This is a genomic window from Streptomyces sp. NPDC037288, from assembly GCF_055603265.1.
In genome coordinates, this window is the sequence record NZ_JBVJVY010000008.1 from 235,748 (window position 1) to 254,051 (window position 18,304).

Consider the following 18,304-nt stretch of genomic DNA (forward strand, 5'->3'; position numbering starts at 1 on the left):
CAATCCGCCCGCTGGAGGACCTATGCACGGGCCCACCCCGCCCCTGCCGCTGCCCACCGGCCAGCTGCAGTTCGCCATGCCGCCGATGCACGAGTCGCCGGAGGCCGAGCGCCGGCACCGCAAGGAGCGGCTCGCGGGAGCCCTGCGGATCTTCGGGCGGGCCGGGTTCGAGGACGGGGTCTCCGGGCACATCACCGCCCGCGACCCGGAGTTCACCGACTGCTTCTGGGTCAACCCGTTCGGGATGCCGTTCAAGCACGTCACCGTCAGCGATCTCGTCCTCGCCAACCAGGACGGGCAGGTCGTCGAGGGCCGCTACCACGTCAACCAGGCCGCGTTCACCGTGCACGCCCAGGTCCACGCCGCCCGCCCGGACGTCGTCGCCGTGGCCCACTGCCACTCCGTGCACGGCCGGGCCCTGGCCGCGCTCGGCGAGCTGATCGACCCCATGACCCAGGAGAGCTGCGCCTTCTACGAGGACGTGGCGCTCTACGACGCCTACACCGGCGTCACCGTCGACGCCGGGGAAGGCCGCCGGATCGCCGGCGCCCTCGGCTCCCGCAAGGCCCTCGTGCTGCGCAACCACGGTCTGCTCACCGTCGGCGACTCGGTGGACGCGGCGGCCTGGTGGTTCATGTCCATGGAGCGGTCCTGCCAGGTGCAGCTGATGGCGAAGGCGGCCGGCCGCCCGGTCCTCATCGACCACAAACTGGCCGTCGCCACCCGCGAACAGCTCGGTGGCGACCTGGTGGCCTGGATCAACTACCAGCCCCTGTGGCAGGACATCAGCCGCACCGAACCGGACCTGCTCAGCTGACGCCCGGGCACGGCTAGCCGAACCCCTTGAGCACGGCTGCCTTCGTCATCGCGAACTCCTCGTCCGTGAGCACCCCGTCCCGGTGCAGTTCGCCCAGCTCCCGCAGCCGGCGCAGCAGGACGTCATGGTCGGCCTGCCCCGGTACGACCGCCCGCTGCCGGTCCCGGCCGTCGCAGGCGGTACCCGTGCGCAGGGACGGATGCGGCAGCCGGGCGGTGACGGCCGTCGCGACCAGCGCCGTCAGCAGGTCGCGCCGCACGCTGCCCCACAGGTCCAGGGTGTAGGGGTCCCGCTCGGGCGGCAGCTTCGAGAACACCGTCTCCGGCGTCACGAACCGCAGAAAGCCGTCCTCGTACCCGGAATTCGGCAGCCACTCCACCTGCACCAGGTCGCCGAGCGTGATGATCCGCGGGCCGGTCGCCCGCTTGACCCGGTCGGAGGTGTCGGCCCAGTCGATGCGCACCTGCGTGCCGTCGAAGGAGACCGTGCCGTCGGAGGACCGCACCGACACCGGCACCGGCGGGCCCGGCAGCAGATAGGCGGTCGCGGGCTCCTTGGGGATCCGGTCGAGGAGCAGGGCGTGCCGGATCTCCTCGGCGACGTACTCCGCGACCCCGCCGCGGTCCGCGTCCACCGCCAGCCGGTAGGGGTCGGCCGGGTCCGGCAGCCGGCCTCCCGTCGCCTGGAGCAGCGGGTCGGCGCCCTCGCGCAGCCGCATCCGCAGCCGGCCGCGCTTGCGCTCGGGTTCGTAGACGACGTCCGAGACCGCCTCCAGGGGCACGGAGATCTCCCCGTACGTCTGCCGGAACAGCGGCACGCAGCGGTGCAGTCCGGGGGTGATCCGGATCGTGCTGCCGTCGAAGGCCCAGGTCCCGTCCCGCTGGATGATCTCGGCCATACGGAAATTCTCGCAGCCGGGTCAACACGGCGGCCCGTACTTCACCCGCCGTGACCCGGCCCGACGGCCCCGGGCGGCCTGCCGTAGGGCACAATTCGCTTTCGACGCAGGGCAGTTGCACGACGGTGAGGTCTTCCGACGAGGGCCCGCCGGCCGTGCCGGAAGGTCGTGGGGAAGGCGGGCGCCGGGCGTGGCGGTGCAGGAGGCGAGGCAGGGCACGGGTGCCGAGGCGATCCATGAGGGCGGCTGCGCCTGCGGGGACTGTCCGCACGGCGCCCGGGAGGGGCACCGGCGGGCCGTCGCCGCGTTCCTGCGCCTGCGGGACGGGTACGCGGCCGGGCAGGGGTTGCCGGCGGCCGTGGCGCACTCCGCCTCGGCGTCCCGGCAGTGGGTCTCCGAGGAACTGACCCAGCGGGCGGAGGCCGTCGCCGAACGCGGCCGCGCCGAGGGCGAGGTCTGGCTCGCCCGGCTGTGGCTGCGGACGGTGTGCACGGCGTGGGGCACGGTCCTCGCGCTGCTGCTCGGCGAGGCGCTCACCGCGGTCGGCACGGGCTGGACCGGCGCCCGCACCGCGGCCCTGGCCGCCGCGCTCGTCGTCGCCACCACACTCAGCGCCGCCTCCTGGCTGCACCGGGCGCGCGGCGGGGCGCTGGCCCCGGTGATCGGCGAGGACAACCGGATGTCCACCTCCCGAACGGTCGCCGCCTGCTGGGTGCTGTTCGTCGGCTACGCCGTCCTGCTGCTGGCCGCCCGGCTGGCCGCAGCCTCCGACCACGCCGAACGCGACGCGCTGATCTCCGGCCTCGGCCTCGCGCGCGGCGCCGGCGTGGTGACCGTCCTGGCCGTGGTGTGCGGTATCGCCGTCCTGGTCCGCCGGGTGGTGGGCCTGCGCGTTCTCGCGCAGCGGCTGCAGAAGGTACCGGCGCACCGGCCGCGCGCCGCCGATCTGCTCACCGACGACTCCGGCCGGGGCGCCTTCGCCGACATCCAGTACGCCGCCATCAGCGCCGTCGCCCTGCTGTTCGCCGCCGTACGGCTGGCCCGCCGCCCCGACCAGCTGCCCGATCTGCCCTGGGGGCTGGGGGTGGTGATGCTGGTCTCGGCCGCGACCTACCTGGCCGGCAAGTACGCCGAGGGCGGCCGCCCGGTCGTCCTGTCCGTGGTCCGGGTCCGTGAACCCGGCGACCTGGACGGGCCGATCCGCACCGGCGACGACATCGAGATCCGTGGCGCCGGCTTCGTTCCGCCCGGCGCCCGCACGGCCGACCGGCTCTCCCGCATGGTGGTCCGTATCGGCGCCGTCGATGTGCACGTGCCGCTGGTCCCCGTCACCGGCGGCTTCCGCAACCCCACGGACAGCGTCCTGACGGTGCCCGTACCGGCCGACGTCGAGCCCGGGGCGGTGGAGGTGCAGGTGGTCACCGCGGCCGGGGTCGCGACCAACCGCTGCATAGTCCAGGTGACGGAGTGAACGACGCGCATCACCGCCACCTCCCCGGACCGGCTGGACCCCGACTGGCCGTGCAGCGGACCCCGGCCCGCATCTGACAGCCCCTTCGGTCCCCTCGCACGGGGAACCGAAATCCGGAAAAACACTCGGGCCGGGACTGAACCGATTCCTTCCGTCGTACGTATGGTCAGGTGAGGGGCTCCACGGCGGGCGAGAGGTGGCTGGCGACGATGACCCACGGCATCCGGACGGACACGCACAGCACCGGCTTGAACGGCCGACGCGGCTGGCGGGACACCGCCACCCACTACGCACTTCTCCCCCTCCGTGTCTTCCTCGGCGTCACCTTCCTCTACGCCGGCCTGGACAAGCTCACCGACAGCGCCTTCATGAAGTCCGGCGGCGCCGGGTCCATCGGCGACACCATGCGCGCGGCCCGCGACTCCGCGGCCATCCCGGCCCTGGTCGACCTGGCCCTGAAGGCCCCGGTCGGCTTCGGCTACGCCATCGCCCTCGGTGAACTGGCGGTCGGCATCGCCACCCTGCTCGGTCTGCTCGGCCGGCTCGCCGCGCTGGGCGGCGCGCTGATCTCGCTCAGCCTGTGGCTCACGGTGAGCTGGACGACGAGCCCCTACTACTACGGCAACGACCTCGCCTACCTGATGGCCTGGCTCCCCCTGGTCCTCGCCGGCGCCCCCTACTTCTCCCTCGACGCGGCCTGGCGAGCCCGGCGCCGCCGGTCGCTGGGCGGCTACCGCTAGCCTGACGGCGCCCCGAAGAGGCACGGGAGCCGTGTCCGCCCCCGGCCACCGCCGCCATGGGGGTCCCCCGGGTTCGAGCGAAGCCGGGAACTCGGGTGAGCGACCGGACCCGACGGCGCCGCAGGTGATGGACGGCACATCACGGCGTGTCCGGCAGCGCGCTCAGCCCTCGGCGCCTCCCCGTCTGCGTACGCCCCGGGCCACGGCTGCCGCGAGACCGGCCAGACAGAGGCCGCCCACGGTCATCGGGACGACCGCGAACCACGGGGTCTCCCACAGGCCGCCCGCGTCTCCCGCGAAGACCGCACCCGTGGCGGTGAGGAAGAGACCGGCGACCAGCTTCCCGGGCTGGAACTCATGACGCAGCACGACTGACCTCCACCTGTCCCACGCCGACCCCGAGCGTGAGGTCCAGCGTGCCCGTGTCCTTGGCGCCCCCCGCCGGAGCCAGCGTCATGTCCGCGTGCCTGCCGGGCTGCACGTCCACGTCCTTCCCGCTGTCCTCGGGCGACCGGATGTCGCCCACCCCTACGTCGATCGTCATCCGCACGGTCGCGTCCGCCGGCACGATCACCTTCAGCTGCCCCGCACCCACATGGGCGTCCGTCGTGACCGTCCGCCCCTTGCCCGGATGCACCCGGCTCAGGTCCAGCGTGCCCCGCCCGGTGCCGAGGTCGTAGTCCGGCCGGACCTGCGCCGTCGCGGCGGGCTTCCAGGAGACGTCTCTCCAGTGGGTGGTGATGTCCTTGGGCAGTGCCGCCGCCCCGGCGAGCAGCGCCGCCGTGACGATCGCCAGGAACACCGTCCCGGCTCCCGTGCGGCCCAGGTACGAGCTGACCGCGAGGCCCAGGCCGAAGACCCCCAGCGCGCACGCCAGTCCGGTCTGCAGACTGGTGCCCAGCGGATGCGTGTCCCACGTCAGTCCGGTGCCCAGGCCGCCCCCCACCAGAGCCAGCACGAACACCCAGCCGCCGATCCAGCGCGGACCGCGCGGTCCTGGGGGCGCGGCGGGCCGCGGCTGCAGGGAGCCGTGGTGGGTCCAGGGGGTGGCGATGCCCACGTCGACCACCGAGGTGAGGTCCCGGTCGCGGGCGTCGCCGGGCCCCCACAGATAGCCGGTGCCGCCGACATGCGTGCCGTCCTTGACGATCGGGTCCCGCCACCACGAGGGATAGGCGGTGACGACCGGCGGGGCCTGTGCCTCCGGCGGGGCGTCGGCGGCGGCCTGTGCGGCGAGCGGGTCGGGATCGGGGGCACCACGGCGCCGCGACCAGTACCCGGCGCCCGCCAGCAGCAGGGAGAGCACGACGGCGAAGGCCAGCACCCCGCCGTTTCTCAGCATGGTCAGGAAGATGCCGCAGCCGACCAGGGCGAACAGCACGGCGGCGAGCGCCTGGCCGTCGACCCGGCCCGTCAGCAGCTTGCGGACCTCGTTCTCCTCCTCGTCCTCGTACGGCACGACGAGCCAGGCGAAGCCGTAGAAGATCAGGCCGATGCCGCCGGTCGCGGACAGCACGGCCAGCGTGATCCGGAAGATGACCGGGTCCATGTCGGTGTGCCGGCCGAGGCCCGCGCACACGCCCGCGATCATCTTGTGCCGGCGGTCGCGCCGGAACCGCTCGGGGGCTCCGGCGGCCCGCTGCTCCTGCTCCTGTGCGTCGGCGTGGGTGTCGGTGCCGGTGCCGGCCGCTCCTGACCTGTCCGTCGCGGCGGGCGCGGCATCCGTCGGCCCGGTGCCCGGGACCGGGCGCGGGCCGGGGCCGGGTCCCGGACCCGTCGCGGCGTGCTCGTGATCCGTCATGCGTCCATGGTGACGGCCCGGCCGCCGCCGCGGCAGTCGTGACGACCCTGGGCGAACCCTGAAATCGGCCCTGAGACCGGGCGGGGAACCGTTCGAACGGCGCGGGAGCGCCACCGCCCCGTCCTCCCCGACCCGATCCCGCCGAAGATCAGGGACGTCTCGGGGCCGACCCTGATGCCCGGCCCCGCCGGCCGTGTGACCATCGTTGGCATGCCGGAAGCCGCAAGCCTGCCAGTGGACGACCCGCGGCCGCCGCGCAAGCTCTACCGCAGCAGCGACGGACGCTGGCTCGGCGGAGTGGCGCGGGGCCTCGCCGGGCACCTCGGGCTGCCCGTCATCTGGGTGCGGCTCGCCTTCGTCGGCCTGTTCATGGCCCATGGATTCGGAGCGCTGCTGTACGCGGCGTTCTGGTTCTGGGTGCCGCTCGGCGTCGGCGGTGTCGTGGAGCAGAAGCAGTCGCTCTCCGGCAGCGAGACCGCGCCGGACGGCCGCCGCAGACTCGTCGCCCGCAAGCCGGACAAGGGCCAGATCGCCGCGCTGCTCCTCATGGTCATCGTGTCGGTGGTCTTCGTCAGCAGCGTCAATCTGGGCAACGGCGCCAAGGTGTATCTGGTGCCCGCCGTCCTCGTCGCGGCCGGTGTCGCCCTCGTCTGGCGCCAGGCGGACAACGCCCGCCGGGCCCGCTGGGTCGAGGTCGGCCGCCGGCGCCGCACCCTCACCCTGCTGCGCGCGGCCGGGGGTGTCCTGCTCGTCACGGCCGGTGTCTCCGCCATCTTCGTGCTGCAGGGCTCGGCCGCCCACCTCGGCGCGGTCCTCCAGGCGGCGCTCGCCGTCCTCGTCGGCATCACGCTCCTCGCCGGCCCGTACCTGGTCCGTATGACCCAGGACCTGTCCGAGGAGCGCCTGATGCGCATCCGCGCCCAGGAGCGCGCGGAGGTCGCCGCTCATGTCCACGACTCCGTGCTGCACACCCTCACCCTGATCCAGCGCAACGCCGACAACGCGAACGAGGTGCGCCGCCTCGCCCGCGCCCAGGAGCGCGACCTGCGCACCTGGCTGTACAAGCCGGAGGGCACCGGCAAGGACGAGGCCGACGAGCCGGACACGGTCGCCGAGGCGGTGCGGCGCAACGCCGCCGAGGTGGAGGACAAGCACGGGGTGCCCATCGAGGTCGTCATCGTCGGCGACTGCCCGCTCGACGAGAGAACCGGCGCGCAGATGCAGGCCGCGCGCGAGGCGATGGTGAACGCCGCCAAGTACGGTGGCGAGGGCGGCGCCGTACAGGTCTATGCCGAGGTCGAGGGAAGGACGGTCTTCGTGTCCGTGCGCGACCGCGGCCCGGGTTTCGACCCCGACTCGATACCCGCCGACCGCATGGGCGTCAGAGAATCGATCATCGGCCGCATGGAGCGCCACGGCGGCACGGCCCGGCTGCGGTCGGTGCCGGACGGCGGCACGGAGGTCGAGCTGGAGATGGAGAGGGCGGAGAAGACGTCATGAGCGACGCGACCGAGGCGAACGGCAGGGCGGGGGCCCCCGAGGCGACCGGGTCCGGGGCCGCCGACGGCGGCGCGGGCGGACGGCACGTACGGGTGGTGCTCGTGGACGACCACCGTATGTTCCGCGCCGGCGTCCAGGCCGAGATCGGGCAGACCGCCGAGACCGGCGTCGAGGTGGTCGGCGAGGCCGCGGACGTCGACCAGGCGGTCACGGTCATCACCGCGACCCGGCCCGAGGTGGTCCTCCTCGACGTCCACCTGCCGGGCGGCGGCGGTGTCGAAGTGCTGCGCCGCTGCGCGGCGTTGACGGCGGACACCGAGCGGCCCGTCCGCTTCCTCGCGCTGTCCGTGTCGGACGCGGCGGAGGACGTGATCGGCGTGATCCGCGGCGGCGCCCGCGGCTATGTCACCAAGACCATCACCGGCACCGACCTGGTCGACTCCATCTTCCGCGTCCAGGAGGGCGACGCCGTCTTCTCGCCGCGGCTGGCCGGGTTCGTCCTCGACGCCTTCGCCTCCACCGACGCCCCGCCCGTGGACGAGGACCTGGACCGGCTCACCCAGCGCGAGCGCGAGGTGCTGCGGCTGATCGCCCGTGGCTACGCCTACAAGGAGATCGCCAAGCAACTGTTCATCTCGGTGAAGACGGTCGAGTCCCATGTCTCGGCGGTGCTGCGCAAGCTCCAGCTGTCCAACCGCCACGAACTGACCCGCTGGGCGACGGCCCGCCGGCTGGTCTGACCCCTGGGGCGGCGCCCCTAGGCCACCCGGGTGGCCCCCGCGAACGGCATCAGGTCGACCGGGGCCAGCCGGACCGGGGCCGAGGGGTTCGGCGCGTGGATCATCTGCCCGTTGCCCACGTAGATGCCGACGTGGCTGACGCCGGAGTAGAAGAACACCAGGTCACCCGGCTGGAGTTCGGAGCGGGACACGCGCCGGCCCGCGTTGATCTGGGCGTAGGTGGTGCGGGGCAGGGAGATCCCGGCGGAGCGGTAGGCGGCCTGGGCCAGGCCCGAGCAGTCGAAGGCGTTCGGGCCGGACGCGCCCCACACATAGGGGCTGCCGAGCTTGGCGTAGGCGTAGGAGACGGCCGCCGTGGCGCGGGCGTTCGGGGCCGTGGCCGACCCGGCCTGCTCCAGCGTCGCACGGGCGTCGGAGGCCGAGCGGGAGGCACGTCCCGGCGCGACGCCGTCACCGGTGACCTCCCCGCGCTGCCGCGGAGTGAGCCGCGCCAGCAGCCGCCGGGCCTCGTCCAGCTTGCCGGTGATGGTCTTCTTCTGCCGTTTCAGCTGAGCCTGCCGTGACCGCAGGGACGTCAGCTCGACGCGCGCGGCGCCGCGCAACTGCTCGATCTCCCGCAGCTGTTCGCGCACCTGTGACACGGCGGCGGCCTGCCGGTGGCCGGCCCGCTCGGCGAAGGAGGCGTCGTCCAGGTACTGGTCGGGGTCGCCGGACAGGGCCAGCTGCCAGGCCGGGGCGAACCCGCCGTCGCGGTACTGCGCCGCCGCCAACGAACCGAGCGCCTCCCGGGCGCTGTCGAGCCTCTCCTGTTTGCGGGCGGTCTCGTCCCGCAGCGTGTTCAGGCGTCGCTGTGCCGTGTCCGCTTCCACCTTCGTGCCGTTGTACTTCTCGGTGGCGGCCTCGGCCTCCTGGTAGAGCTTGTCGACCTTGGCCTTCACCTGGGCCGGCGTCAGCTGCGGCTCGGCGTGGCCCGTTCCCTCGAACCCCGCCGCGGTGGCCGCGCCCGCCAGGGCGAGTGTGGCGGCCGTCCGGGCCGTAGGGCCGCCGATCGAGCGTTGCCGGGGCTTGCGGTGCGTTGCCACCTGGGCCGTCACGTCCTTCCGTACGACACGTACGACCGAGGGGTCTGGCCGGGCGGCCCGACCGAGTGGTCCGTACGACGTCCGGCGGCGGCCCGCAGAGGGGGAGCGGACCACCGCCGGACCTTCTCGGCGGTGGTGGCCGACGGCCGCCCCCGGCCCGGGCGGCGGTGGGGAGCCGGTCACCTGGGGGAGGACGCTAGGCCCGACGGTGACAGGCAGGTAACGCGGTGTACGGAACTGTTCCCGATAGGCAGCGATGTGACCGTATGTGACCGCGTCGCCGACCCGGAGCCGTCGCCTTCACACAGTGTGGTGACCGAAGCGTGCAAAGCGGGACAGACGCGAGGCCTGCAGTGCTATGGGGCGCATATATGCGAGATCGTCCGTACGTGACCACCGACCGTTACGGGCGGCCCGGTGACGGGGGCCCATGCCCCCTGGTGAGACGCCTCACGCCCCCAAGCCGTCAAGTCGGTTGCCGGAATGGGCGTGTAGCTTTGCCGGCTGTTCGATCAGGGGCGCAAGGGGACGACTTCGGTGAACGTGGTACGTGTCATGGAGGCGTTGGCCGAGCAGGGGGTCACGGTGTTGTTCAAGGCCGATGCCGAGCGCATGCGCGAGGGCGTGAAGCCGTGGACGTTCGTCGCGAGCGGAGCTCCGTTCCACGAAGGTCTCCTGGTGCGCACAGACGCCGTATCCGTGGCGGCCTGTCTGGATGCCAGCCTGCCCCGACTGCGCGAGTTCGGCCTGGTCATCCCGGAGTAGGAGCTGGGGCCCTGCGCGGCCGCAGTCACCTCAAGTCCTTCCGGCGGGGACGGGGGAAGCCTGCGCTTCGTCGTAGGGATCGCGTGCTGCAGGCAGTGCTGGAGCTGCGTCCCCGAAGCACGTGTGATCGTCCCCGATCGAGGCCGGCACCCGGGCGCCGAACTGGACGCCGAGTCCGGGGCATCCGCTCGCTACGGCACCCTGCCGTCTCTGGGGCTGTTACCAACGAATTAGGCTCCGGCCCCATGGACGTACTCATCCATCTCTTCGTCGGCCTGCACATCATCGGCATCGCCGCGCTGCTCGGCGGTTTCCTCACCCAGATGAAGGCGATGGGCCAGGGCACGGCCCGCTTCGTCCCCGGAATGCTGCACGGCGCGCTGACCATGCTGGTCACCGGCGTGGCCCTGGTCGGTCTCAACCAGGTCGACGACCACCACGTCAACACGTTCAAGATCGGCGTCAAGCTGGCGCTGCTGATCGTGATCCTCGGCCTGGTCTATGTGAAGCGCGACGAGGAGGAGATCGACAAGGGGGTGTTCGGCCTGGTCGGCCTGCTGACCAGCGCGAACATCTTCATCGCCGTGCTGTGGACCTGACGGTCAGCCGTCCCCGCCGCCGGCGCGGGCCGCGCGCACCGCACCGGTGGCGACCGCGAGCCACACCGCCACCGCCACCCACAGCAGCACCCGTCCCGGCCATCTGAGCCACGGGACGCCGAGGGCGGTCGCTACGGTCAGCGTCGCCGCCGCCGTCATCCCCATCGGGAACACCGTCGCCCACCGCCGCACGTCGTAGCCGCGCCGGGGCCGCACCGCCTCGGCGGCCAGCAGCAGGAGATACGAGGCCAGGTCCAGGACGAGCAGCGCGATGGTCACGGTGCGCAGCAGACCGCGGTCGTCCTCGTCCCAGAGATGCAGGCCCGCATCCCCGGCGACGAGCAGCTTCGCCCCCGCCAGCGCCGAGATCGCGAGCGCCCCGCCCGCGATCCAGTGATCACCGGCCCCCTCCAGCACCTGTCGTGCGTCGAAGCGGGCCAGCGCGAGGCCGTAGAGCACCAGCCCCAGCCAGAACAGCACCAGCGCGGTGTGCGCGAGCCACGCCGTGCGCTCGGCCGCGGCCAGCGTCGCGGCCAGTACGACAAGCCCCTGTGTGGCCACACAACACAGGAACACCGCTCCCGGCATGCGCCGCGTCCAGTGCCGGACGACCAGGACCAGCAGCACCGGCCACAGCAGCGCCGCGAGGGCCAGCAGTGCCTCGGCCAGGGGCTGCCGGCCCAGTAGCGAGATCCGGGTGCCGAGCACGGCGGTCGCGGCGACGGCGGTGAGCGCGCCGGGACTCTCCGCCTCGGCGACCCAGCGCTGCCGCTCGCAGAGCAGTCGCAGGGCGAAGTCGGCGGCCAACGCCACCCAGGCGACGCCGGACATCGCGAGCGTCAGCCGGGAGAGCGTCTCGGCGCCGGTCAGATACAGCCCCACCGACAGGATGCCGGTCGCCATCACGGCGGCCCCGGCCGCGGGGGGCCGCTCCGCCCACCATGTACGCAGACCTGAGATGCCGGGCATGCGCCCGATGCTAGGGAGCCGGACGGCCCCTGCCGGGGAAGGGCACGCGCGCGTGGAGTGCGAAACGCCGGTACGCGCGCGTGGGGCCAAGACAGCCGGTCCGGTCAGCCCGGTCGGACCACGCTGTGGATGATCGACTCTCCGCCGTAGTAGATCGACTCCTCGCGGACGTACGCGCCCGGCTTCGGGGCGTGGATCATCATGCCGTTGCCTATGTAGACGCCGACGTGGCTGATGTCGTCGTAGAAGAAGACCAGGTCACCCGGCCGTGCGTCGGCCAGCGACACCGTGGTGCCCGCGTCGACCTGGTCGTACGTGGTGCGCGGAAGGGTGACGCCGGCCGCCCTCCAGGCGGCCTGGGTGAGGCCCGAGCAGTCGTAGGAGTCCGGCCCGGTGGCGCCCCACACGTACGGCTTGCCGATCTGCGCGCGGGCGAAGGCGATCGCCTTCTCGGCCTTCGTGTCGTACGACCCGGATGTCGTGGACCCGGTCGAGCCGGAGCCCGTCGACCCGGATCCGGATGACGAGGACGACGAGGACGACGAGGACGACGACGAGGAGGCGGCTTGCTGCCGGGCCGCCTGCTGCTTCGCCAGCTCGGCCGCCTTGCGTGCCGCCTCCTGTTGCTTCTCCCGCTCGATGGCGGCCAGCCGCGCCTTCTCCTGGGCCGTCAGCTGCGACAGCAGCTCGCGCGCGGAGGCGAGCTTCTTCTGGACGGTGGTCTTGGCGGTCTGCAGGTCGTGCTGCGAGTCGGTCAGCGTCCGCAGACTCTCCGCGGCCTCCCGTCGCTTCTTCATCGTCGAGGCCTGCTCGCCGATGTAGTCGTCGACCGCGCTCTTCTGCCGCGAGGTCAGCCGGTTCATCAGCTGGCTCTGGTCGAAGTAGTCCTGCGGGCTGTCCGCGAGCAGGAAGGTGGCCGTGTCGGGAGCGGCGGCGCCGGTGCGGTACTGGGCCGCGGCGAAGGAGCCCAGCTCCTCGCGGGCCTTGTTGAGGCGCTGGGTGCGCCGGGCGACCTCTTCGCGCAGGGCGTCGGCGCGACCCCGCTGCTTTCCTGTCCGCTCCTTGGCCGCGTTGTACTTCTCGGTCGCCGACTCCGCCTGGCGGTACAGGTCGTCGACCTTCTTCTCGACCTCTTCCAGGCTCGGCTTGGCGTGATCGGTACTCGGGGCGGCCTCCGCGGTCTGCGAGAGCACGGCCATGGAGGTGAGGGCGGCGGTGGCGAGGGCGGGGGTGCGCAGGCCCGTCCCGATGGTCCCGCCGGGGCGCGTCTTGCGGTGCGACGCCAAGGGGGGCGACTCCTTCCAGTGGGCCGCCTACCGGGTTAGCTGTCGGGTTCGGGCGGCGGTTCGGAAGGGTTGCCCTACGGCCTCGTCCCGGGCGGGAGTCGTCCGATTCACCCCAGGATCGGTGGGTCCCCGGCTCCGGGCGCCGTGCGGGCGCGCCGGACTCGGCGGAGGCCGCGCACGCGGCCTGACGGCAACCTAGCCAACTGGTGTGACTACTGTGAAGGTTGGTGCGTGATATGTCCGATACATTTTCGTGATCCGGCCTCCGGATCACGTTCCCGTCATGGCACGATTCCGCAGCGTAAGGGCCCTGCTCCGGCTGTTCGCCGCTTCGTCCGCGGGGCCATCTTCCCGGGACGGCGACCGGTTGTCGGTGGGGCACCCTAGACTCGTAGAGCGATGAGCAGCCTCTTTGACGACAGCTTCCTGGCGGACCTCCAGCCCCCTCGCGGGCGCGAGGAGGAGCCCCCGCCGCCGCCCGAGGACGATCACGCTCCGGAGCCGCTTCCGGACGATCTGTTCGGCGGGAAGTTCGACGTGCCGCCGGACCGGGACGCCTACTACCGCGACGGCGCCCCCCGCCCCGCGCTCGACGCGGCGGCCCTCCTGGAAGGGCTGAACGACAACCAGCGCGCCGCGGTCGTGCACGCCGGCTCGCCGCTGCTCATCGTCGCCGGTGCCGGCTCCGGCAAGACCCGTGTGCTCACCCACCGCATCGCCCACCTCCTCGCCGAGCGGCATGTGCACCCGGGCCAGATCCTCGCGATCACCTTCACGAACAAGGCCGCGGGTGAGATGAAGGAGCGCGTCGAGCACCTCGTCGGCCCGCGCGCGAACGCGATGTGGGTCATGACCTTCCACAGCGCGTGCGTGCGCATCCTGCGCCGGGAGAGCAAGAAGCTCGGCTTCACGTCGTCGTTCTCCATCTACGACGCGGCGGACTCGAAGCGCCTGATGGCCCTGGTCTGCCGCGACCTGGACCTCGACCCCAAGCGTTTCCCGCCGAAGTCCTTCAGCGCCAAGATCAGCAACCTGAAGAACGAATTGATCGACGAGGAGGACTTCGCCGCCCAGGCCACCGACGGCTTCGAGAAGACCCTCGCCCAGGCCTACGCTCTGTACCAGTCGCGGCTGCGCGAGGCGAACGCCCTCGACTTCGACGACCTGATCATGACGACGGTCAACCTGCTGCGCGCGTTCCCGGACGTGGCCGAGCACTACCGCCGCCGCTTCCGGCATGTCCTGGTCGACGAGTACCAGGACACCAACCACGCCCAGTACGCCCTGGTGCGCGAGCTGGTGGGCACAGGTGACCACGACGAGGACACCCCACCCGGCGAGTACGACATCCCGCCCGCCGAGCTGTGCGTGGTGGGTGACGCGGACCAGTCGATCTACGCCTTCCGGGGCGCGACGATCCGCAACATCCTGCAGTTCGAGGAGGACTACCCGGACGCGAGGACGATCCTGCTGGAGCAGAACTACCGCTCCACGCAGACCATCCTGTCCGCCGCCAACGCGGTCATCGAGCGCAACGAGTCGCGCCGCCCGAAGAACCTGTGGACCAACGCCGGCCAGGGCGCGCGGATCACCGGCTACGTCGCCGACACCGAGCACGACGAGGCGCAGTTCGTCGCCGACGAGATAGACCGCCTGGTGGACGCGGGCGAGGCCAAGGCCGGCGACGTCGCCGTCTTCTACCGCACCAACGCCCAGTCCCGTGTCTTCGAAGAGGTCTTCATCCGCGTCGGCCTGCCCTACAAGGTCGTCGGCGGAGTCCGCTTCTACGAGCGCAAGGAGGTTCGGGACGTCCTCGCCTACCTGCGCGTTCTCGCCAACCCGGAGGACTCGGTGCCGCTGCGCCGCATCCTCAACGTACCCAAGCGGGGCATCGGCGACCGCGCGGAGGCGATGGTCGACGCCCTCGCCCAGCGGGAGAAGATCAGCTTCCCGCAGGCGCTGAAGCGTGTGGACGAGGCGTACGGCATGGCCGCGCGCTCCACCAACGCGGTCAAGCGGTTCAACACGCTGATGGAGGACCTGCGCACGATCGTCGAGTCCGGCGCCGGACCGGCGACCGTCCTGGAGGCGGTGCTCGAACGCACCGGCTACCTCGCCGAGTTGCAGGCCTCCACCGACCCGCAGGACGAGACCCGTATCGAGAACCTCCAGGAACTCGCGGCCGTGGCCCTGGAGTTCGAGCAGGAGCGCGGTGAGGGCGAGCCGGTGGGGCTGGCCGAATTCCTGGAGCAGGTCGCCCTGGTCGCCGACTCCGACCAGATCCCCGACGAGGACGAGGAAGGCTCCGGCGTCATCACCCTGATGACCCTGCACACCGCCAAGGGCCTGGAGTTCCCGGTCGTCTTCCTGACTGGCATGGAGGACGGCGTCTTCCCGCACATGCGTGCCCTCGGCCAGACCAAGGAACTGGAGGAGGAGCGGCGCCTGGCGTACGTCGGTATCACGCGCGCGCGGGAGCGGCTCTACCTCACGCGCTCCGCGATGCGCAGCGCCTGGGGCCAGCCGTCGTACAACCCGCCCTCCCGCTTCCTCGAGGAGATCCCGCCCGCCCATGTCGAGTGGAAGCGGACGGGGGCGACGGCACCGGCGTCCTCCGGCGGCCCGGCCTCCGGGATCGCGGCCTCGCTGTCCTCGACCCGCTCGCGTTCCTCGGCGTCGGGCGCGTCCGGCTTCGCCACGCGGCGCACGGCGGAGAAGCCGGTGGTGGCGCTGGCCGTCGGGGACCGGGTCACCCACGACCAGTTCGGGCTCGGCACGGTGGTCGCCGTGAAGGGCACGGGCGGGAACGCGGAGGCGACGATCGACTTCGGTGACGCCAAGCCGAAGCGGCTGCTGCTGCGGTACGCGCCGGTGGAGAAGCTGTAGCGGCCTGGGGGCAACAGCCCCAGTTCCTACGTGGGATCGAGTCCGTGGCTCCTCAGCCACGGCAGCGGGTCTATGGCCGCCCCACCCGCGGGCCGTACCTCGAAGTGCAGGTGCGGTCCGGTGGAGTTGCCGGAGTTGCCTGAGTAGGCGATCGGCTGGCCGGCCTTCACGGCCGTACCGGAAGCGACGCGGTAGCCGGAGAGGTGGCAGTACCAGGTCTCCGTGCCGTCCTTCGCCGTCACGATCATCATGTTCCCGTAGGCGCTGTTCCACTTCGTGGAGACGACGCCGTCGGTGGCGGCCATCACCGTGGTGCCGTAGGAGACGGGGAAGTCGATGCCCGTGTGCACCGACATCCAGTTCACGCCCGCCTGGCCGAAGTAGGCGCTGAGCCCCCGCTGCACGACCGGCAGCACGAACTTCGGGCGCAGCCGCTCCTTGAGTGCGGCCTGAGCCGCGGCCTTCTTCTTCTCCAGCTCCTGCTGGTTCTTGAGGTCGATCCGCTCCTGTGTCCGGCTCGCCCGGTCGGCGAAGTCGTCGGCGCCGGCGGACAGGGTCTTCAGCTGGCTGTCCAGCTTGCTGTTGGCGACCGACGGCTTGACCGCGTGCGAGTCCGAGGCGGAGGCCGTGGTGTCCTTTCCGCCGCCGTCGGACAGGGCGCCGACCGAGGCGGCGGCGATCCCGGCGACCCCCATCACACAGGCCGAGGGTACGGCGACGGTCAGCAGCGCGGAGCGCTTGGCGGGTGTACGACGGCGGGAGCGCGCGGCGCTGCGCGAGCCGGTGCGGGTCGCGGACACCGGGGCGATCTCTTCCTGGTCGTCCAGCAGACCGGTCACGACGGGCAGTTCACCCGTGCCGCCCGGATCGTCGTCCGTAAAACGCTGTCCGGCGAAGGCGGTGTCCTCGTACGGCGCCTCGTGCTGATACGGGACCTGCCCGAAGGCCGCGGCCGACTGCGGGTCGCCGACCTGCTCGAAGAGGGCGGTGGCCTGCTGGCCGAACGGTTCGCCGGCCTGTTCCGGCTCCGCCGTCGCGCCCTGGCCGGCGGAGTTCCACCCGGTGGCGTCGTAGGTGCCCGTCTCGAAGGTCTGGGTGCCCCACTCCCACTGCTGGGTCGGGTCGGCCCCGCCGGACTGGTCGGGCTGCAGCCAGGCGCTCGCGTCCCACTGGCCGCTTATGTCGTTGCCGGTCGCCTGGGCGGGGACCGTCCAGGCGGTGGTGTCGTAGGCACCGGAGTCGTAGGCGGTGTGGTGCTGGGCCGCGTAGGGGTCGTAGTTCAGGGTCTGGCCGGTCTGCCACTGCCCGGTCTCGTACGCGCTGCTGGTCTGCTGGCCGGGCAGGCTGCCGAAGAGCGGGTCGGTGGAGAAGGAGCCGGTGCCGTCCGGAAAACCGCTGGCGCCGTAGCCGCCGTACGTGGTGAGGTCGCCGTAGGGGGCTTCATGCGTTCCGTACGCCGCGTAGTGCGCGGCGGAGGCGTCGGAAGCCGGGGCCGGGGTGGTCATGGTCCCCGACGGGTGACGGTCGTTCACCAACTTCTCTTTCGCCTCGACAACAGGGGCTGCCAGAGCAGTGCGGCGACTGTACCCGCCGGTACCTGGGCGCGACAATCTTCCGCTGGTTTCGCGTTGGCGGTAAACGGGCATTCGGCGGTGTTTCGGGGGGTGCCGGACACGAGTTTGGCCCAGGGTTCGATTGGTGTTCGATGGGGGGTGACTGTTGGTCACCTGTGCATCGCTGTCACGCCACCGTCAGACCGTCGGCGACCTGGTCCCCCGGATGCGGGGTGTCGAGTGCGCTGCGTATTCCGGACGCGACGGCCGGGTGCACGGGCAGGGCGAGATGCCCGATGCCGGTCACCCGCACGTTCTGCGCCTCGAGGTCGGGGTGCTCGAGACAGGCGGTCTCCAGCGGGACCATCACGGAGTCCAGGTCGCTCCAGAAGCAGACGAACCGTGTACGGCAGCCGGGCGCGGGCCGGGCCAGTTCCTCGATGACCCCCGCACCGGGCCGCATCTGGCGCACGATCGGATGGGCGTTGGCCAGCGGTGCCACGCTGGTCCCCGAGTGCGGCGTGCCCAGTGTGACCAGCGTGCGCACCCGCAGGTCGCCGCCGAGGCACTGCGCGTAATAGCGGGCGATCAGCCCGCCGAGGCTGTGCCCCACGATGTCGACCCGGTCGCTTCCGGTGCGCTCGCAGATCTCCTCGACGTGCCGGCCGAGTAATTCGGCGGCGGCGCGGATGTCGCAGGTCAGCGGGGAGTAGTTGAGCGATATGACGCGCTGCCTGCCGTGCTGGGCGAGGTTGCGGCGCAGCAGCACGAACACCGAACGGTTGTCGATGAAACCGTGCAGCAGTACCACCGGCGGGCCGGACGGGACCGGAAGCTGGGCGGTGCCGTCCTGGGCGGGCAGGGCGGGGGAGCGGCGTTCCTGGGTGAGGCCGGTCGGATAGAGCAGGAGGTGGCCGGTCAGGATCGCGGCCTCCAGAGCGGTCGCTTTCAGCAACGCCACCGAGAGTCCGGCCAGTCTGCCGGGCCACAGGCGGCGGCAGAGTGGGAGGAAGAGCGGCAGTACCCCGGTGACCTTCATGGCCGACCTCCTGTCGGCACGCCGGAGGACGGCTCTATCCCCCGTGTGCCCTGATGTCCCACCATGTGATTTCCCCCTCGCTGCGCGCCGTAAAACTGCCGGTTGCGGGATGCTGGAGATAACGTTCGTTCACTTCGCGACGGGTGGCGGAACGCGCC

16 protein-coding genes and 1 riboswitch are annotated in these 18,304 nt (G+C 72.0%); of the genes, 8 read left to right on the forward strand and 8 right to left on the reverse strand.

Annotated elements, in window-relative coordinates; all coding sequences use genetic code 11:
• The first annotated feature begins 22 nt into the window (after positions 1-22).
• Positions 23-817 (forward strand): class II aldolase/adducin family protein, encoded by a 795-nt coding sequence (locus ACZ7GZ_RS13030; RefSeq protein ID WP_471023581.1) that lies wholly within the window; start codon positions 23-25, stop codon positions 815-817.
• 13 nt (positions 818-830) lie between these two features.
• On the opposite strand, the gene ACZ7GZ_RS13035 is transcribed toward ACZ7GZ_RS13030, so the two are convergent.
• Complete coding sequence (locus ACZ7GZ_RS13035; RefSeq protein WP_471023583.1) at positions 831-1,715, reverse strand: DUF4429 domain-containing protein; 885 nt, start codon at positions 1,713-1,715, stop codon at positions 831-833.
• 190 nt (positions 1,716-1,905) lie between these two features.
• Between ACZ7GZ_RS13035 and ACZ7GZ_RS13040 the strand changes: the two genes are divergently transcribed.
• A complete protein-coding gene (locus ACZ7GZ_RS13040) occupies positions 1,906-3,186 on the forward strand; it encodes a hypothetical protein (RefSeq protein WP_471023585.1) in 1,281 nt (426 codons plus the stop codon).
• A 209-nt stretch (positions 3,187-3,395) separates the two neighbouring features.
• Entirely contained in the window at positions 3,396-3,926 is a 531-nt protein-coding gene (locus ACZ7GZ_RS13045; RefSeq protein ID WP_471023586.1) for a DoxX family membrane protein, read from the forward strand.
• Between the two features lie 162 nt (positions 3,927-4,088).
• On the opposite strand, the gene ACZ7GZ_RS13050 is transcribed toward ACZ7GZ_RS13045, so the two are convergent.
• Together ACZ7GZ_RS13050 and ACZ7GZ_RS13055 are read right to left on the reverse strand one after the other, a co-directional pair.
• Complete coding sequence (locus ACZ7GZ_RS13050) at positions 4,089-4,295, reverse strand: hypothetical protein (RefSeq protein WP_471023588.1); 207 nt, start codon at positions 4,293-4,295, stop codon at positions 4,089-4,091.
• Positions 4,282-5,727, reverse strand: a complete 1,446-nt coding sequence (locus tag ACZ7GZ_RS13055) for a PspC domain-containing protein (RefSeq protein ID WP_471023590.1) — start codon at positions 5,725-5,727, stop codon at positions 4,282-4,284. The genes ACZ7GZ_RS13050 and ACZ7GZ_RS13055 overlap by 14 nt, the downstream gene beginning before the upstream one ends.
• A 174-nt stretch (positions 5,728-5,901) precedes the next feature.
• On the opposite strand from ACZ7GZ_RS13055, the gene ACZ7GZ_RS13060 reads away from it, so the two are divergent.
• Positions 5,902-7,227, forward strand: a complete 1,326-nt coding sequence (locus ACZ7GZ_RS13060) for an ATP-binding protein (protein WP_471023593.1) — start codon at positions 5,902-5,904, stop codon at positions 7,225-7,227.
• Complete coding sequence (locus ACZ7GZ_RS13065) at positions 7,224-7,967, forward strand: LuxR C-terminal-related transcriptional regulator (protein WP_471023596.1); 744 nt, start codon at positions 7,224-7,226, stop codon at positions 7,965-7,967. The genes ACZ7GZ_RS13060 and ACZ7GZ_RS13065 overlap by 4 nt, the downstream gene beginning before the upstream one ends.
• Before the next feature lie 17 nt (positions 7,968-7,984).
• Here ACZ7GZ_RS13065 and ACZ7GZ_RS13070 read toward each other — a convergent pair whose 3' ends face one another.
• Positions 7,985-9,049 (reverse strand): C40 family peptidase, encoded by a 1,065-nt coding sequence (locus ACZ7GZ_RS13070; RefSeq protein ID WP_471023598.1) that lies wholly within the window; start codon positions 9,047-9,049, stop codon positions 7,985-7,987.
• 537 nt (positions 9,050-9,586) lie between these two features.
• On the opposite strand from ACZ7GZ_RS13070, the gene ACZ7GZ_RS13075 reads away from it, so the two are divergent.
• Together ACZ7GZ_RS13075 and ACZ7GZ_RS13080 are read left to right on the forward strand one after the other, a co-directional pair.
• Positions 9,587-9,814 carry a hypothetical protein gene (locus ACZ7GZ_RS13075; RefSeq protein WP_471023601.1) on the forward strand — a complete coding sequence of 76 codons (228 nt, stop codon included), beginning with the start codon at positions 9,587-9,589 and terminating at the stop codon, positions 9,812-9,814.
• 245 nt (positions 9,815-10,059) lie between these two features.
• Positions 10,060-10,413 (forward strand): hypothetical protein, encoded by a 354-nt coding sequence (locus ACZ7GZ_RS13080; protein ID WP_471023604.1) that lies wholly within the window; start codon positions 10,060-10,062, stop codon positions 10,411-10,413.
• Positions 10,414-10,416: 3 nt separating this feature from the next.
• Here the strand turns inward: ACZ7GZ_RS13080 and ACZ7GZ_RS13085 are convergent, their stop codons facing one another.
• Positions 10,417-11,382, reverse strand: coding sequence for a tellurite resistance/C4-dicarboxylate transporter family protein (locus ACZ7GZ_RS13085; RefSeq protein ID WP_471023606.1), 966 nt, complete (start codon positions 11,380-11,382; stop codon positions 10,417-10,419).
• Between the two features lie 104 nt (positions 11,383-11,486).
• Positions 11,487-12,668, reverse strand: coding sequence for a C40 family peptidase (locus ACZ7GZ_RS13090; RefSeq protein ID WP_471023608.1), 1,182 nt, complete (start codon positions 12,666-12,668; stop codon positions 11,487-11,489).
• Between the two features lie 29 nt (positions 12,669-12,697).
• A riboswitch (cyclic di-AMP (ydaO/yuaA leader) is annotated at positions 12,698-12,802 on the reverse strand.
• A 265-nt stretch (positions 12,803-13,067) separates the two neighbouring features.
• Between ACZ7GZ_RS13090 and pcrA the strand changes: the two genes are divergently transcribed.
• Positions 13,068-15,554 (forward strand): DNA helicase PcrA, encoded by a 2,487-nt coding sequence (pcrA, locus tag ACZ7GZ_RS13095; RefSeq protein WP_471023610.1) that lies wholly within the window; start codon positions 13,068-13,070, stop codon positions 15,552-15,554.
• 26 nt (positions 15,555-15,580) lie between these two features.
• On the opposite strand, the gene ACZ7GZ_RS13100 is transcribed toward pcrA, so the two are convergent.
• Together ACZ7GZ_RS13100 and ACZ7GZ_RS13105 are read right to left on the reverse strand one after the other, a co-directional pair.
• Positions 15,581-17,086 (reverse strand): M23 family metallopeptidase, encoded by a 1,506-nt coding sequence (locus tag ACZ7GZ_RS13100; RefSeq protein ID WP_471023613.1) that lies wholly within the window; start codon positions 17,084-17,086, stop codon positions 15,581-15,583.
• A 208-nt stretch (positions 17,087-17,294) separates the two neighbouring features.
• Positions 17,295-18,146, reverse strand: a complete 852-nt coding sequence (locus ACZ7GZ_RS13105; RefSeq protein WP_471023615.1) for an esterase/lipase family protein — start codon at positions 18,144-18,146, stop codon at positions 17,295-17,297.
• Positions 18,147-18,304 lie beyond the last annotated feature (158 nt).

Bases quoted from the DNA above. Each gene is read 5' to 3' on its own strand.
- ACZ7GZ_RS13045 (WP_471023586.1), top strand. From the start codon at position 3,396: ATGACCCACGGCATCCGGACGGACACGCACAGCACCGGCTTGAACGGC.
- pcrA (WP_471023610.1), top strand. From the start codon at position 13,068: ATGAGCAGCCTCTTTGACGACAGCTTCCTGGCGGACCTCCAGCCCCCT.
- ACZ7GZ_RS13030 (WP_471023581.1), top strand. From the start codon at position 23: ATGCACGGGCCCACCCCGCCCCTGCCGCTGCCCACCGGCCAGCTGCAG.
- ACZ7GZ_RS13035 (WP_471023583.1), bottom strand. From the start codon at position 1,715: ATGGCCGAGATCATCCAGCGGGACGGGACCTGGGCCTTCGACGGCAGC.
- ACZ7GZ_RS13065 (WP_471023596.1), top strand. From the start codon at position 7,224: ATGAGCGACGCGACCGAGGCGAACGGCAGGGCGGGGGCCCCCGAGGCG.
- ACZ7GZ_RS13060 (WP_471023593.1), top strand. From the start codon at position 5,902: ATGCCCGGCCCCGCCGGCCGTGTGACCATCGTTGGCATGCCGGAAGCC.
- ACZ7GZ_RS13105 (WP_471023615.1), bottom strand. From the start codon at position 18,146: ATGAAGGTCACCGGGGTACTGCCGCTCTTCCTCCCACTCTGCCGCCGC.
- ACZ7GZ_RS13080 (WP_471023604.1), top strand. From the start codon at position 10,060: ATGGACGTACTCATCCATCTCTTCGTCGGCCTGCACATCATCGGCATC.
- ACZ7GZ_RS13055 (WP_471023590.1), bottom strand. From the start codon at position 5,727: ATGACGGATCACGAGCACGCCGCGACGGGTCCGGGACCCGGCCCCGGC.
- ACZ7GZ_RS13085 (WP_471023606.1), bottom strand. From the start codon at position 11,382: ATGCCCGGCATCTCAGGTCTGCGTACATGGTGGGCGGAGCGGCCCCCC.